This is a genomic window from Rothia sp. HMSC062F03, assembly GCF_001836905.1.
In the GTDB taxonomy this organism is placed as follows: Bacteria; Actinomycetota; Actinomycetes; order Actinomycetales; family Micrococcaceae; genus Rothia; species Rothia mucilaginosa_A.
Map to the genome: position 1 here is coordinate 171,386 of NZ_KV830898.1, position 15,800 is coordinate 187,185.

Annotated in this window: 13 protein-coding genes and 1 tRNA gene; 4 read left to right on the forward strand and 10 right to left on the reverse strand. The window is 62.3% G+C overall.

All coding sequences use genetic code 11. The features are described from left to right. Positions 1-64: 64 nt before the first annotated feature. The 3 genes from HMPREF2674_RS08280 to HMPREF2674_RS08290 all read right to left on the reverse strand — a co-directional run bounded on the left by HMPREF2674_RS08280 (position 65) and on the right by HMPREF2674_RS08290 (position 3,455). Positions 65-343 (reverse strand): hypothetical protein, encoded by a 279-nt coding sequence (locus HMPREF2674_RS08280; RefSeq protein ID WP_049334173.1) that lies wholly within the window; start codon positions 341-343, stop codon positions 65-67. A 144-nt stretch (positions 344-487) separates the two neighbouring features. Then, the gene (locus HMPREF2674_RS08285; RefSeq protein WP_049345295.1) at positions 488-1,447 is read right to left on the reverse strand and encodes an L-lactate dehydrogenase; all 960 of its coding nucleotides are present in this window, start codon (positions 1,445-1,447) and stop codon (positions 488-490) included. Between the two features lie 418 nt (positions 1,448-1,865). Continuing rightward, complete coding sequence (locus HMPREF2674_RS08290) at positions 1,866-3,455, reverse strand: amidohydrolase (RefSeq protein ID WP_070825409.1); 1,590 nt, start codon at positions 3,453-3,455, stop codon at positions 1,866-1,868. Positions 3,456-3,860: 405 nt separating this feature from the next. Between HMPREF2674_RS08290 and HMPREF2674_RS08295 the strand changes: the two genes are divergently transcribed. Next, positions 3,861-4,946, forward strand: coding sequence for a 2,3-butanediol dehydrogenase (locus tag HMPREF2674_RS08295; RefSeq protein WP_049343316.1), 1,086 nt, complete (start codon positions 3,861-3,863; stop codon positions 4,944-4,946). A gap of 153 nt (positions 4,947-5,099) precedes the next feature. Here HMPREF2674_RS08295 and HMPREF2674_RS08300 read toward each other — a convergent pair. After that, positions 5,100-5,186 (reverse strand) — tRNA-Leu (locus tag HMPREF2674_RS08300). Between the two features lie 249 nt (positions 5,187-5,435). Between HMPREF2674_RS08300 and pepN the strand changes: the two genes are divergently transcribed. Both pepN and HMPREF2674_RS08310 read left to right on the forward strand, forming a co-directional pair. Next, positions 5,436-8,111: an aminopeptidase N gene (gene pepN / locus HMPREF2674_RS08305; protein WP_070825410.1), complete on the forward strand. Its 2,676-nt coding sequence runs from the start codon at positions 5,436-5,438 to the stop codon at positions 8,109-8,111. A gap of 298 nt (positions 8,112-8,409) precedes the next feature. Next, on the forward strand, positions 8,410-9,675 hold the full coding sequence (locus HMPREF2674_RS08310; RefSeq protein WP_070825411.1) for an HIRAN domain-containing protein: 1,266 nt from the start codon (positions 8,410-8,412) through the stop codon (positions 9,673-9,675). Positions 9,676-9,897: 222 nt separating this feature from the next. Here the strand turns inward: HMPREF2674_RS08310 and HMPREF2674_RS08315 are convergent, their stop codons facing one another. The 6 genes from HMPREF2674_RS08315 to HMPREF2674_RS08340 form a co-directional block, all read right to left on the reverse strand. After that, complete coding sequence (locus HMPREF2674_RS08315; RefSeq protein WP_049334167.1) at positions 9,898-11,070, reverse strand: LCP family protein; 1,173 nt, start codon at positions 11,068-11,070, stop codon at positions 9,898-9,900. 286 nt (positions 11,071-11,356) lie between these two features. Then, positions 11,357-11,614, reverse strand: coding sequence for a type B 50S ribosomal protein L31 (locus HMPREF2674_RS08320; RefSeq protein ID WP_049334166.1), 258 nt, complete (start codon positions 11,612-11,614; stop codon positions 11,357-11,359). 210 nt (positions 11,615-11,824) lie between these two features. After that, entirely contained in the window at positions 11,825-12,700 is an 876-nt protein-coding gene (locus HMPREF2674_RS08325) for a TrmH family RNA methyltransferase (protein WP_049343318.1), read from the reverse strand. Next, a complete protein-coding gene (locus tag HMPREF2674_RS08330; protein WP_049334164.1) occupies positions 12,697-13,485 on the reverse strand; it encodes an ABC transporter ATP-binding protein in 789 nt (262 codons plus the stop codon). Before HMPREF2674_RS08330 ends, HMPREF2674_RS08325 begins: the two co-directional genes overlap by 4 nt. Positions 13,486-13,611: 126 nt before the next feature. Further along, positions 13,612-14,355 (reverse strand): SDR family oxidoreductase, encoded by a 744-nt coding sequence (locus HMPREF2674_RS08335; RefSeq protein WP_049334163.1) that lies wholly within the window; start codon positions 14,353-14,355, stop codon positions 13,612-13,614. A 164-nt stretch (positions 14,356-14,519) separates the two neighbouring features. Further along, positions 14,520-15,236 carry a beta-ketoacyl-ACP reductase gene (locus tag HMPREF2674_RS08340; RefSeq protein ID WP_049343319.1) on the reverse strand — a complete coding sequence of 239 codons (717 nt, stop codon included), beginning with the start codon at positions 15,234-15,236 and terminating at the stop codon, positions 14,520-14,522. A 261-nt stretch (positions 15,237-15,497) separates the two neighbouring features. Here HMPREF2674_RS08340 and HMPREF2674_RS08345 point away from each other — a divergent pair, with 261 nt between their 5' ends. Further along, positions 15,498-15,746 carry a hypothetical protein gene (locus HMPREF2674_RS08345; protein WP_049343320.1) on the forward strand — a complete coding sequence of 83 codons (249 nt, stop codon included), beginning with the start codon at positions 15,498-15,500 and terminating at the stop codon, positions 15,744-15,746. Positions 15,747-15,800 lie beyond the last annotated feature (54 nt).

Here is a 15,800-nt window from a genome sequence, read left to right on the forward strand (position 1 = left end):
GACCCCTGCCGCATCACCCCGCGTGGGGGTGGCGATCAGGGGTCGGAACGTATGGTGAGGTGTATTAGTCCTCGTACTCGATATCGTCGTCGTCGATGTCGTCTTCGTCGTCGAGGATTTCCTCGAGATCGTCTTCCTCGTCATCACCGTACACGCTCAGGGGGGTGACCTCTTCGTAGGCCTCGAAGAGGGCGTCTTCGTAAGCCTCGAAAGCGTTGGCAATTTCTACGTAGGCCTCATCGATGGCGGGGTCGTGCTCGCCGTTGCGTTCAATCACGGCGGACAGGTGGGCCTCCAGCGCGTCGAGGAGGCGGGTGAGTTCAGTGCGAGGATCAGTGCTCATGCTCTTTATTCTACTACCTACGGGAGCGTGGCGTGTTTTCGCCCGTCATACGTTACGACCCCATAGACTGAGCCCGCCGCATCCGGTCATGTACTGTGACGGATGCGGCGGGCTCTCGTGGGGCGCTGGCCCCGGGTCTAGCTGTTAGAAGCCCAGCGATGCGGCCGAGGCGCGGATTGCCTCAGCGGATGCCTTCAGCTGTGCCATCTCAGCCTCGTTCATGGGAACCGGCAGAACGCGCTGGATACCCTCGCGGTTGACGATGGTGGGCAGGGACAGTGCAACGTCCTTGAAGCCGTAGAGCTCGCCTGCGATGGTGGTGGAGACGGGCAGCACTGCGTTCTGGCCGCCGAGGAATGCCTCGGCGATACGTGCACCGGAGATGCCGATGGCGTAGTTGGTGGAGCCTTTACCCTCGATAACCTTGTAGGCTGCGCGCATAGCCTCGGTGGCCAGCTCGGTGCGGACCTCTTCGGTGAAGAGCTGCTTGCCGTCCTGCTCCCACTCGGTCAGGGGGACCATGCCGATGTTGGCTGCGGACCAGACGGGGAACTCGGAGTCGCCGTGCTCACCAACGACGTTCGCGTGAACGCTCTTGATGGAGACGCCGGCCTTGTTTGCGATCAGCCAGCGCAGACGGGAGGAGTCGAGCACGGTACCGGAGGAGAGCACGCGGTTGGCGGGCAGGCCGGTAATCTTCTGGGCCACAACAGTCAGCACGTCGCAGGGGTTGGTGACGAGCATGATGATGGCGTTGGGGGCCACGGAAAGAACGTTCGGCAGCAGCTTCTCGAGGATAGCAACGTTTGCGCCGGCCAGTTCGAGGCGGGGCTGACCCGGCTTCTGGCGAGCACCTGCGGTGACGATAATCATGTCGCAATCGCGCAGCAGCTCGATATCGTCGCCGCCGGTGACGGTTGCCTCGTGAGCGAACATTGCGCCGTGGGCGATGTCGAGTGCCTCTGCGTGAGCGCGCTTGCCGTCGATGTCGTACAGGACGATTTCATCGGCGGAACCGCGAACCATTGCTGCGTATGCGGTTGCGCTACCGACGCCGCCTGCACCGATGACGCCGAGCTTGGTGGGGGTGTTGACACCGTTCATTGCTGTATGCCCTCTTTCGTGAGAGTTATCTGTGCTGTGCGAGTGTTTTCTCGCGGGATGGCGAAGCGGGGTGTGTGCCTCGGGGTTCTGTTGCACCGCGCACAGTGCGGGGTGCACGTGTGGCCGAGGTGAGGTGTTTCCCGGTGCCTCGCTTCGTTATGTTCTATTATGCCGAAGAATCTGCGTTTTGTGTGGGGTTAATTTGTCTTTTCTGATGGGTCATGGTGACTTTATGAGCGTGCGGGGATGTTTTTCGCTCATAAAACCAAATAATGCGGTTCTGACCTTTTGAGCAATCTCACATCTGCCGGTTGGGGCACTTGGGTATCTTGCCCCCGAGCGGTGCGAGCGCGAACCCCGACAAACCCGCGGGGGCCGGAAACCCCAATACGGCCCCGAAGACCACGGCGTGCGACTACTACCCGGCGAAGTAGCCCTCCACATCCACGGCGCCGCCGGCCTCCTCAAAATGGGTGCGCACCGCGCGGGCCAGCTCGTCGTCCACCAGGTAATCCACCGCCACAAACGCCAGGCCGAAGGCTGCATCCAGTGCGCCGGCCACAGCCTCGGGGGTGTTGGCCGCGAGCGCGAACTGTTCGGTGTGCATGCCGGTGCCTTCCGGCGCGATGCCGATGAGCGGGTGAATACCGGGCACGCGCAGGCTCACGTTACCGAAATCCGTAGAGGCCGCCAGGGTATCGCTCACGGTCCCGGGCGGGTACGGGTGCCGACCCACGGCACGTTGGGAGGCCACCCACCGCTTCAGTAGCGGCCCGTTGGTGCGCACGGGCATGGTCATGGGCGAGCCATCCCAGGTCACCTCAGCGGAAACCCCGGCCATGAGGGCGGCACCGCGCAACACTTCCTCCACCCGGCGCGAGAGCGCTCGCAGGGTGGGGGCGTGCTTGGAGCGGATATTAATGTGCAGGCTCGCGGTGGCGGGAATCAGGTTCGGTGCTTCTCCCCCGCGGTCAATAATCGCGTGGATGCGGTCGGACCCGGGAATCTGCTGGCGCAGCAGGCCGAGCCCCTGGTAGGCGAGGCTGGCCGCATCCAGCGCGTTGCGTCCCATGAAGGGATGCGAGGAGGCGTGCGCGCTCACGCCGGTGTAGGTGACGCGACATTCGCGGCGGCCCAGCCACGCCTGGTCCGCCACGTCCATGAAGTAGGGGTGCACCATGATTGCGGCATCCACAGAGTCGAAGGCGCCGGCGCGGGCCATGAGCTCCTTGCCGGCTTCGGACTCCTCGGCGGGAGTGCCGTAGTAGAGTACCCGCCCGCTGAAGGCATCCGGGGTGGCCGCGAGCGTATCCGCCAGGGCGAGGAACGCTCCGAGGCCGGCGGTGGCGATAACATTGTGGCCACAGCCGTGCCCGATGCCCGGTAGCGCGTCGTACTCGGAGAGAATCGCAATGGTGCGGTGCTTTTCGGGGTCGTAGTCGGCGCTGGTCAGCTCGACCGCGAAGGCGGTGTCGATTCCGAAGGCGGGGTGGGTGACGGTGAGGTCCGGGTGCGCGGTGCGGACTGCCTCGACGAGCGTGGATGAGGCGAAGCGCTCGCGGTAGGCGGTTTCGGGATGCGCGTGGATCGCCCGAAGAATTTCGGTGAGATCGCTGGCGCGGTTGGCGATGGAGTCCGCGAGGGCACGGCGGGTATCGTCCAGGCCGCAGTCGTGGTCGAGGCGATGACCGAAAGGTTTGCCGTGGCGATTGCTCGGGCGTTCCTTGGGGTGCGGGCCGGGCAGAGAGCCTCCGCCGTCGGGTTCTCCGTGGTGACCGGTGTGGTGTTTGCCTCTGCCGATGCGGCGGTCGGCGGCGTTCTTGCGCTGTTGCGTCTCGTAGGCGAGTACCTCGGCGTACTCGCTGCCGCGCTGGCGGTCGGCATCCGGGGCGGTGTAGCGGTGCACGGTGGGGGCTGGCTGTTCGGGGCGAGAGGGTTCCGCTCCAAGCGTAGTTTTAGTCTCGGGTGCGGCGGGATTTTTGGGAGTGCTTGTGGGGTTCGTGCTCATGGACTCTACGCTACCGTGCGCGCATCACCTACGCTAGCCAACCCGCACATGAAGGGTCGAAGTAACCCTATTCGGTAGGTCAAGATAACTTTATGAAGAAATGTGCGTCACATAAAAGATTTTTTGTATGTCGCCTAGTTTTCTGCGCTTCACAGGAGTAGCGTTAAGCAGTGAGAGCGGTAATCCTACCGTCCTCCTACAACCGGCGTCGCGATGAGCATGTCGGCAGGAAAGTTCACTATCTCGGTGAACGCATCCGCAAGGTTGCTTCCCTTTTCAACCTCGCGAGCGCGCACCGTCATTCTACTGCTCACCACGGCAGAACCCGATGGTAACTACCTGGCAGATGCACACCGCTGTGAGACGCCACAACCACGTTTTAATACGTTTAAGGAGCTCCATCCCATGAAGGCAGCACGCTTCTACGACCGTAACGACATCCGCATTGAAGACATCCCCGCACCCGAAGCCGCTGCGGGCGAGGTTCTGATTAAGGTCGCATGGTGCGGCATTTGCGGTACCGACCTGCACGAATACCTGGACGGCCCCATCTTCTGCCCCAAGCATGGCCACCCCCACCCGATTTCCGGTGAGGACTCCCCCGTGACCCTCGGCCACGAATTCTCCGGTGTCGTTGAGGCCCTGGGCGAGGGCGTTGACGACCTGAAGGTCGGCGACCACGTCGTCGTCGAGCCCTACATCATTGCTGATGACGTCTACACCGGCCCCGAGTCCAAGGACTACCACCTGTCCAAGGACATGAACTTCATCGGTCTGGCAGGTCGCGGTGGCGGCCTGTCCGAGAAGGTTGCTGTCAAGCGCCGCTGGGTTCACAAGATTCCTAACAACATTCCTCTGGACGAGGCTGCACTGATTGAGCCCCTGAGCGTTGGCTACCACGCTGTTGAGCGTGCCGGCGAGTTCAAGGAAGGCGCATACGCACTGGTCACCGGTGCCGGCCCCATCGGTCTGCTGACCTCCGCCGTGCTGAAGGCTAAGGGCGCTAAGGTCATCATCTCCGAGCTGTCCTCCCTGCGCCGCCAGAAGGCTCTGGACTCCGGCGTTGCCGACTACGCTTTCTCCCCCGCTGAGACCGACGTTCTGGCCGAGATTCACAAGCTGACCGACGGCCGTGGCGCCGACATCGCTTTCGAGTGCACCTCCGTTCAGCCCGCTCTGGACCTGATTCTGGATGCCCTCAAGCCCACCGGTAAGGTCGTCATCGTCTCCATTTGGGGCAAGCCCGCTTCCCTGGATGTTCAGAAGATTGTGCTCAAGGAGATCGATATCCGCGGCACCATCGCTTACGTGAACTCCCACCCCGAGACCATCAAGCTGGTTGAGTCCGGCAAGATTGACCTCAAGCCCTTCATCACCGGCAAGATCGCTGTGGAAGACCTGATTGACAAGGGCTTCGACACCCTGATTCACCACAACGAGACCGCTGTGAAGATTCTGGTCACCACCGACCCGGAGCGCCTGGCCGAGTAATACGGTTCGCTCAGCGAGTTTCTAGCCCTGCACTAGCGGGGTGAACTAGATAGCGGGGCGGGGTTCCTCATGGAGCCTCGCCCCGCTACTTTTTTGTGTACTTTTTACCGGGCATACAAAAATCCCCGGTTCCGAAGAACCGGGGATTATCTGTGCGCGAGGGGGGACTTGAACCCCCACCCTCTAAATGCGAGGACTAGCACCTCAAGCTAGCGCGTCTGCCTATTCCGCCACCCGCGCAGGTGACTCTCGAACGTTTTCCTTGCGGTGCCGTTCGAAGCAACACGTAATACTATACGGACTTTCGGGGATCTCCGCAAATCAAGAAAGCGTGTTATGCATCACACTATCGTGCGGAAGGTTCGCGAGTGATAGGGGCCGTGCGCATCCGCCAGAATACCCTCACGTCCCCTACTCCGCGGAGGTTATATGACGGGAACGGCCCGCAAACTCCCAGATTTCTTTCAGGAACGATTAGAATAAGGAACTATGAACAACGAGAACCTCTCCCGCGAAGAAGCCGCAGAACGTTCGGCTCTTATCAGCGTTGATAGCTACGACGTACACGTCGACCTGACGAACGCCAAGGACCCCGAATTCGAGTCCTACCCCACCGCAACCACCGTCCGTTTCTCCTGCAACACCCCCGGCGCAGAAACCTTCATCGACTACATTCACCACAGCATTGACTCCATCAAGCTCAACGGTGTCGAGCTGAAGCTGGACGAAGTCGTTGACGGCGCACGCATCCGTCTGGCCAACCTGAAGGCCGAGAACGTGCTGACCATCCACGGCCGCTCCTACTACTCCCGCTCCGGCGAGGGCCTGCACCGCTACTTCGACCCCTCCGACGGTCGCGTGTACCTGTACACCCAGTACGAGCCCTCCGACTGCCGCCGCGTCTTCCCCAACTTCGAGCAGCCCGACCTGAAGGCCGTCTTCAACTTCCGCATCACCGCACCCAAGGACTGGGTCGTTAGCTCCAACGCCGTGCTCGAGTCGCAGGTGACCGACCCCTCCGACGACTCCATCTCCAAGCGCGTCTTCGCCCCCACCGCCAAGATTTCCACCTACATCACCGCAATCCTGGCCGGCGAGTACTTCACCGCAACCACCACCTACAAGCCCAAGAGCAAGGTCAACAGCGGTGACATTCCCCTGGTCGCCTACTGCCGCCAGTCCCTGAAGCCGCACTTCGACTACGACCACATCTTCAAGGTCACCGAGAACGGCCTGGACTTCTTCCAGGACCTCTTCGACTACCCCTACCCGTACCCCAAGTACGAGCAGGCCTTCGTTCCCGAATACAATATCGGCGCCATGGAGAACCCCGGCCTGGTCACCTTCACCGAGGACTACATCTTCGTTTCCGGCGCTACCGAGGACGACCTGGAGGGTCGCACCAACACCATCTGCCACGAGATGGCGCACATGTGGTTCGGCGACCTGGTCACCATGAAGTGGTGGGACGACCTGTGGCTCAAGGAGTCCTTCGCAGACTTCATGGGCACCCTGGGTGCCAAGGAAGCTAACCACTTCGAGGATGCGTGGGTCACCTTCGCCAACAACCGCAAGGCCTGGGCCTACATGCAGGACCAGCTGCCCACCACCCACCCCATCGTGGCTGACATCCCCCATCTGGAAGCCGCAGCGCAGAACTTCGACGGCATCACCTACGCCAAGGGCGCCTCGGTCCTCAAGCAGCTGGTCGCCTACGTTGGCTTCGACACCTTCATCGAAGCCGCCCGCGTGTACTTCAAGCGCTTCGAATGGGGCAACACCTCCCTGAACGACTTCCTGCAGGTACTCAACGAAGTCTCCGGCCGCGACATGCAGGCATGGGCTAACGCATGGCTACAGACCTCCGGCGTGTCCGCACTGGGCACCAAGCGCGTCTACGGCGAGGACGGCCAGCTGACCGACCTGATCCTCACCCAGGAACTGCCCGCACAGCAGCCCGCAGGTCTGGGCCGCCCCCATGTGGCAAAGCTGGAAACCTTCGCGCTGACCGACGGCAAGCTCATCTCCACCGGTGTGCTCTCCCTCGAGTACCCGGCAGAGCCCGTCTCCGAGTACCGTGTGGAGCTGACCGACGAGCAGAAGAAGCTCGTGGGCGAGGCCGACCTGCTCATGCTCAACGCCGAGGACCACACCTACGCCAAGGTCGCCCTGACCGACGAAGACGGCCTGCAGGCCGCCATCGAGGGCGTCTCCACCCTCGAATCCGCGCTCTCCCGCGGCCTCATCTGGGGATCCCTCTGGGAGAACGTCCGCGACGCCCGCCTGCCCGTCACCACCTACGTGGATGCGGTCGTCCGCAATGTCTCCAAGGAACCCAGCGCATCCCTGCTGGGCACCATGGTCAACAACTCGCAGGTCGCCATCGCCACCTTCTCGGCACCCACCGGCCGCGAACGCCTCTACGACGCCCTCTACGACGCATTCTCCGCCGCCCTGGCTCAGGCTAAGCCCGGTTCGGACGAGCAGCTGATCCTGCTGCGCGGCCTGATCTCGGTCTCGACCAACGCCACCAAGGGCGAGGAGCTCTGCCGCGACATTGCCCGCGGTGCGTTCGAGGACACCACCGGCGATATCGCCGATGCGACCGGCATCCCCTACGACCAGAACCTGGGTTGGAGCGCCCTGGGTGCGCTCGCAAGCCGCAACCTGGTCACCGTGGAGGAGCTGGAGCGCGCCTCCAAGTACAGCCCCTCCTCGATTTCCTCGAACGGTTACGCGTACGCAATGGCCGCTCTGCCGAACGCCGAGCGCAAGGCTGCCGCGTACAAGACCATCATGGACGACGAGTCCCTGTCGAACGATGCTCTGGCCTCGACCATTAATGGTTACGTGCGCGGCCCGGTGGAGCTGCGCGAGCAGTACTACGGCCCCTACTTTGAGGCCCTGCTGGGCGTGTGGGAGTCCCGCTCGATTGGTATGGCTTCGCGTATTGTGCGCGGCCTGTACCCGAAGGCTCCGTACAACACCGGTTCAACCGAGGGCCTCGGCGTGGACGACAACCCGTCGGTCAAGCTGGCTCAGCAGTGGCTGGAGGCAAACCCCGAGGCTCCCTCGGCTCTGCGCCGCCTGGTGCTGGAGGCTCAGGATCACGGCCACCGTTCGATTCTGGCTCAGAAGTTCAACGCCTCCCTGCAGGCTAAGTAGTAGCCAAGCTAAGCGCTTACGCTTAGGATGCGGGCCATAGCGTCCCGCAATGATGAACCGCCGCTCGGCGCGCTCCCGGTATATTCCCGGGAATGTGCCGAGCGGCGTCTTGCGCGTCCCGGTGCAGAGCGTGCGCGGAGAAGGTTACCCGGCAGGGATGCCGCACCGCGCCGACCGGATGAGTGCCGGGAGAAAAGACAGATAAACGTCACCCGAATATGTGAGCTGCGCGCCCGTAAACCATGAGAGAATGGACTAGGTATCAGCTCATTTAGACACGGATCAGAAGGAGTTTTCAGTGGTCGACTACGCACTCGGTGATCGCGGTAGCGTCGAAATTGTCACCGACGATTACTATGAAGCGGAAACCCTCCAAATTTTTGAGGAACTGCACATCGACCGTGAACGCATCTGGTACGGTGAAGCGCGACTCGTCCCCGAGCCTGATAACCCCTACGAGCCGAATAGCATTGCCGTCTATATTGACGAGTTCAAGGTCGGTCGCATGAGCGCTGCCGATTCGGCGGCCTATTGGGAGCCCATCACCCGCGTGGTTGCCTCCGGGTACGAGCCGATTGCGCATCTGCAGCTCTCCGCCGTGGCCGTTCGCACCGAGAACGGTGACATGCGCGTGAAGAGCTCCGGTGTACTCTCCCTGTCCGCACCCGGTTCACTGTTCCCCCTCAACGATGCGCCCACCCGTGCCACCCTGCTCCCCCAGGGACCGTCCATGAAGGTTCTGGACGAGAAGGAGCACTCCGAATACCTACACAGCATTTTGCCGCCCAGCGGTGAGGGTCGCGTGATTCTGACCCTGGAGGCTAACCAGCTGAAGACCTCCGACGGTCGTGTGGTCGATAGCGTGGAGGTGCGTCACGATCGCAAGCTGGTGGGTCGCCTGAGCACCCAGATGTCTGAACAGCTGGCCCCCGTGATTCGCTATGCCTTTGAGCACGATCGCCTCACAAGCGCCTGGGGTACGATTCGTGGTAACACTCTGGAGCTGTCGCTGACCGTTCAGGCTGCACGCCCGGTCGACATTCCGCAGGAATGGTACGAGACTCTGCCCAATAATGTTCCGGCTCTGCTGCCGGCCGGTGAAGAGTACGAGGTGCCCGCAGCCTACGTGCCGAGCGAGGGTGAGCGACACCGCGCCGAGACTGCGGCTCAGGCGCCGAAGAAGCGCCGCGGGTTTATCAGCTCCCTGACCGGTGGTTCCTCAGCATCCGAGCCGTCTGCTGATGAGCCGGTCGCCGAGAAGCCAGTGATTGAGTACACTCTGGAGGAAGAGGAGTACTACGAGCCCTCGGAACGTGAGCGACTGCTGAACCTGGTCAAGGGTGCTGGCCTGGCGGTTCTGCTGGCCGGCCTAATTTCGATGCTCTGGACCCCGATTCTCGGTATCCTGATTGCAATCATGGGTGGTGCCGTGGCTGCGGTGGCCTTCTACTTCGGTCGCCGGGCCGACGAGTACGACATTTACGAGGACGAAGAGTACATCGAAGAGGAGGCGGACGAGGAGGAGTACGAATCCGCGCAGGACTCCTCCACCACCTCGGTGTAGTCCTCCCCCGTTTAAGAGAGCGTCAGAGAACGGCACGCCGCCGGGCTCTGACGCTCTCTTTGTGTGTTCAACTTTCCAGAAGAATCTTCCACTCCATCCGCGGTGGGTGCACTATCGGGAAACCCACGAAACGGTTCAGCTCGGGTATAGCAGAGGGCGGCCCCTTCACCTTTCGGTGAGGGGGCCGCCCTCGTTCCTACACCCGCACCGGGTAAGGAGAGGTTAGTCCTGGCCGTAGGTAGCCATGAACTGATCCATCGTATCGTGCTGTAGCGCGTTTGCCAGCTGAGCATTTGCCGCCTGGTTAACCAGAACGATGGACTGGCCATCGTACGACCAACCCGGGCCGGCGTTCGGCAGGGTCGTCATGTGCATCGAGGTGTCACCGCTGGTCAGCACCGGAGCCGCAAGCTGAGCAATCTGCATTGCGTTCAGACCGGAGTCCACACGCATGTAACCAGCAAGAGACTCAACAGCAGACTGGAAAGAAGCAACATTGCTCAGCGCGCCCTTGGCCTTCATCGTGCTGTACAGACCGCGCAGGAATGCACGCTGGTTACGAACACGCTGATAGTCACCATCAGCGAAAGAGTAACGTTCACGCACGAAGGTCAGCGCCGCGCTACCGTTCATGTGCATCACGCCGGGGGTAAAAGTCCAGACGTTACTGGTGAACGCGAAGGGAACCTGAACGTCCACGCCGCCAACAGCGTTAACCAGGGACTTGAAGCCCTCAAATTCAATCTCAGCCACGTGGTCGATCTTGACACCCACCAGGTTCTCAACGGTTGCCACCTGCAGAGAGATACCGCCGTAGTTCAGCGCCGCGTTAATCTTTGCGGGACCGTAGCCGGGGATGTTCACCCAGGTATCACGCATAATCGAGATGATGTACACACCCTTGCCGTCAGCCGGGATGTGCATCAGCATGATGGTGTCTGCACGAGAACCACTCACCAGAGCAGCCTCAGAACCGGAACGGGTATCACTACCGAGCAGCAGGATGTTCTGGCCCGGTCCCTTCACGACGTCGTAGCTGTAGCCGTCATCGAGAATACCGTCGCCGTTCTTATCATGCTCGCTCGCGTTAGCGGCCAGCGCGGCCTCGGCACCCTCTCCAGAGGAAGAGCCATTCTGGTTGGTGACCTTCGGTGCCTGCAGCTCGGAAACGTTCAGTGGCTTTGCCTCGCCAAGCTTCTCTTTAATCTTGGCTTGGTCTTCATCCACCTTGGTGATGGAATCAAATTTCTCGGTCTGGCTATCCCAGGTATGGCCGGCACGCCATAGGAAGAAGCCAACGCCAAGGGCGATAACCAGCAGAAGAATCAGCAGAATCAGCAGGGTACGCTTAATCCATTTCTTCTTCTGCGACGGTTCAGAGTGTTCGTCGCTCATTATTATCCTTTGTTTGAAGTGGTGATAGGCGAGAAGGCAACGCCCATTTCGCCGTAATTCCCCGGTGACGCGACAGCCGGAGCATCATCGGTGCTAGTGAAGGGCGGTGTATGCACGCCTCGCAAAATACTTTCCCATTGTAGCGCTGTCAGCTGTGTAGCGGGCACCCTATCCCGCCCGTGGCAGTACAGCGTTCCTCACGTTCTAGCGAAAAACCCCGCCCCCCTTGAAAGCCAAGGGAAGCGGGGCCTTTAAAACGCTATACGGCGCAATCTTTCGGGAAGAATTAAGCCTTCTTGCCGAAGTTTGCAAAGCGTGCGTTGAAGCGCTCGACGCGACCTGCGGAGTCCATGATGCGCTGCTTACCGGTGTAGAACGGGTGCGACTCGGACGAGATTTCAACCTCGATGATCGGGTACTCGTTGCCGTCTTCCCACTTCTCAACCTTGTCGGAGGTGCGGGTGGAACGGGTCAGGAAGACCTTGCCGGATGCGAGGTCGCGGAACAGAACCGGCTTGTATTCCGGGTGGATATCTGCCTTCATTGATTTACCTTCTTCTGCTACTGGATTTTGCCAGTAGCCCTTATATAGATGGAGTAGGTTTTTCGATGTGCGGCTGTCGAGAAAACTTGAGAGCGCATCACCATTGCACCCGCATGGGCGAGCACAACCCGTTAAGGGTACCACCTTTAGGGTTTAAATCCCAGCGCCGCGGCCAATCACGTAGCGATTTCCCGCGCGTTCGACCGGCCCCTAGCGCGGGCGCGTCTCCCAGAAGGCGACGGCGCTCGCCGCGGCCACATTCAGCGAATCCACGCCGTGGGACATGGGAATCATCACGGTATCGTTGCAGGCCGCCAGGGTGCGCGGCGAAAGACCGTGACCCTCGGTGCCCAGGATGAGCGCAAGCTTTTCATCGCCGCGGGCGGCCAGCTCATCCAGGCTCAGGGAATCCTCCTCCAAGGCCATGGCGGCGCTCCTGAAACCCAGCTCGTGCAGGGTCTGCAGGTCGGTCGGCCAGGACTGCAGCCGGGCCCACGGAACCTGGAATACGGTACCCATCGACACGCGAATCGACCTGCGGTACAGCGGGTCGGCGCATCGAGGGGTAACCAGCACGGCATCCACATCCAGGGCCGCCGCCGAACGGAAAATCGCGCCCACGTTCGTATGGTCCACGATGTCTTCCAGAATGGCCACGCGACGCGCCCCGCTCAGCAACTCCTGCAGGGGCTGAGGCGCCGGGCGGGCCATTGCCGCCAGGGCGCCGCGGTGCAGGTGAAAGCCGGTCACCTGCTCCAGCTGCTCCTCACTACCCACGTAGGCGGGGGTGCCCGGGTGTTCCCGCAGGACGTCCGCCAGGTCATCAGCCCATTTCTCACTCATGAGGAAGGAGACAGGCTGATGACCGGCCGCGAGCGCCCGACGAATCACTTTGGAGGATTCGGCAATGTAAATCCCCCACTGCGGTTCCAGGGCGCTACGCAGCTTCACATCGGTCAGCTGCGTGTAGTACCGCAGCTGCTGCTCGGGGGCCTGATCCAGGGGCGTGACCGACTCGATTGCGTAGACGCGTTCGGCGCGCTCGGCAATCTGCTCGGCGGTCAGCTGCTTGGGGCCTCGACTCATGCGCGCTTGAAGGCCGAGAAGCGACCCGACGAGGTCACGGTCAGGGCCAGGTCCATGTCGTAGGTTGCGGCGAGGTTGGCCTCGGTGATGGTGGAGAGAATCGGGCCGGCCGCAACCACGCCGCCGTCGCGGATCATCAGGGCGTGGGTGAAGCCGGAGGGAATCTCCTCGAGGTGGTGGGTAATGAGCACGGTGGCCGGTGCGTAGGGGTCAGCGGCCAGGGCGGTCAGTCGCTCCACGAGGTCCTCGCGGCCGGAGATGTCCATGCCCGAGCCGGGCTCGTCCAGCAGCAGCAGTTCGGGGTCGGTCATGAGGGCGCGGGCGATGAGGGCGCGCTTGCGCTCGCCATCGGAGAGGGAGCCGAAGGTGCGGTCGGCAAGGGTGTCGACGCCCCACTCGGCCAGCAGCTCGGTGGCGCGCTCATCGTCCATGACGTCGTATTCCTCGTTCCAGCGGCCGGAAACGGCGTATGCGGCGGTGACGACTACGTCGGAGACCTTCTCGGTGGCGGGAATCTGGGTTGCGGAGGCGCCGGAGGACAGGCCGATGCGCGGGCGCAGCTCGAAAACGTCGACCGCGCCGAGGGTCTCGTCAAGAATCTCAACCTCGCCGCTGGTGGGGTGCAGGCGGGCCGCCGCGACGGAGAGCAGGGTGGACTTACCGGCGCCGTTGGGGCCCAGCACGACCCAGCGTTCACCTTCGTTCACGGTCCAGGAAACGTCGTTGAGGATCTTGCGGCCGCCGCGGACGACGGAAACGTTCTGCAGGTTGAGTACGGTGCTCATGGTTCTTCTTCCAGTGAATTGGCGGGTGGGTGATGCCTCGCTCACCCGCACCATCCGGTGACGGGTGGCGCGGGTGAGGAGGTGCGCGGCGGCACCCTGCGTTGGGTGCCGCCGCGGCGGGAGTCTTTAGTCGATGAAGCCGCGTGCGCCGCCGACCAGCTCAACGTGGCCGGTCTCGACGTCTGCGGTAACCATCTTCGCGATTTCGTGGGCGAACTCGTTGACGGTGTAGAGCTTGCCCGCGGTCTCGCGGCGCTGCTCGATGGCGCCCGGGTGCAGGCGGTTGAGCAGGGTTGCGGTGACGGTACCTTCAATCATGTCGGCGGAGACCACGACCAGGGAGATACCCTTCTCGGAGAGGGCGGGAATCTCGGCAATCAGGGCGTCTTCGCCGGCGCGCTTGGACTCTGCGACGGGCTGGTACTCGTCCATGGTCTCGACCTCGCGGATGAAGTGCGCCTGGTGGCTGGTCACGAAGACGATGCGTCCGCCTTCGGGCATCTTCTCTGCGGCCAGGCGTGCCAGGTTCAGCTGGGCGTCGCGGTTCAGGCGCATTGCGTAGTCCTCGCCCATGCCGGTCTCCATGCCGCCCGAGGCGTTCAGAATCAGGTAGTCCAGGGAGCCAAAGGTCTCGACGGCGGTGTTGACGAGGGTCTGCAGATCCTCGGCCTTGGTCACATCAGCCTGCACGGCGACGGCCTTGCCGCCGGCCTCTTCGATGGCCTTGACGATCTTGTTGGCGCGCGGTGCCTTGGAACGGTAGTTCACGACGATGTTGGCGCCTTCGGCGGCGAGAATCTGTGCGGTGTCTGCGCCGACGCCTCGGGAGGAGCCGGTGATGATGATGGTCTTGCCGGTCAGCTGTGCCATTCGGTGTACGTCCTTTGTGTTGTTCAACGATGGTGTCTAACGTTGCGTGCAACGTCGATGTCTTGTGGCGCGGCCCGCGCACGCAGGCGGCGGTGCGACGAGCCGCGCGACGGGCGGACGGTAATCGTACCGCCACCCCCGCCGGGATGCAGTCTTTGCGGGTTTTAGTGGCCCATGCCCAGGCCGCCGTCCACGGGGATGACGGCGCCGGAGATATAGTTTGCCTCGTCGGAGGCGAGCCAGCGAACCACGCGTGCAACCTCTTCGGCCTCTGCGAAGCGGCCGGCCGGGATGGAGGCGAGGTAGTTCTTCTTGGTTTCCTCGGGCAGAACATCGGTCATGGCGGTGTTGATGAAGCCCGGTGCCACCACGTTCGCGGTGATGTTGCGGCCGCCCAGCTCGCGGGTGATGGAGCGGGCCATACCGACCAGTGCCGCCTTGGAGGCGGAGTAGTTGACCTGGCCGGGCGAACCGTACAGGCCCACCACGGAGGAGATGAGGATGATGCGGCCGCGCTTGAGCTTGAGCATGCCCTTGATGGCGCGCTGCACCACGCGGAACGAGCCGGTGAGGTTCGTGTCAATCACGTCGGTGAAGTCGGCTTCCTTCATGCGCATCAGGAGCATGTCGCGGGTAATGCCGGCGTTGGCAACCAGCACCTCAACGGGGCCGTATTCCGCCTCGATGGCCTTGAAGGCTTCGTTAATGCTGTCGGTGTCGCGCACATCCGCCTTGACGGCGAAAAATTCTTCGGGAGCCTCGCCGCTGCGGTAGGTGATGCAGACGTTGTGGCCCGATGCCTGGAATTCCTTGGCGATTTCGTAGCCGATGCCTCGGTTACCGCCGGTGACCAGGACGGTCTTGGGAGTGTTTTCGCTCATGAGCTTCCTTGGTGAGTCGACCCCTCGCGGTCGGCGCCGATGCAGCGGCTCCGCGGCCGGGGTGTGGACGGATGGACAGTCGAAGCCTATTTTACCGCGTTTTACGCTCGAGGTGCCGCAGGCTACACTGCGCTCGCTCCCCCGTCACTACCCTATCGCGCCTCGAGAACGCCCTTTATACACGCTGCGCCCGCGCGTAGACTAACTCATGGTGCCTCCGCGGCGGAGGCGCCCGTACCGTTCGTGAAAGGATTGGGAATCATGGATCTTCTGGGTTCGCTCTCGCAGGATGCGCAGCCCGAGTACGCGAAGTGCTCGCGTAAGGGGTGCCGGCAGGCGGCGGAGTTCCAGCTGCTGTGGAACAACCCCAAGGTACACACCCCCGAGCGCCGAAAGATTTGGTTGGCCTGCTCGGAGCACGTGGGTTGGTTGGAGAACTACCTGCGCGAGCGCGAGTTCTGGAAGCAGACGCTACCCTTCGACGGCTCCGAGGTGAACTCCTCCGAGTAGCCGGCGGAAAGGGCTCGGCGAAGGGACCACCCCTCAATCGAAACTACTTTCGAT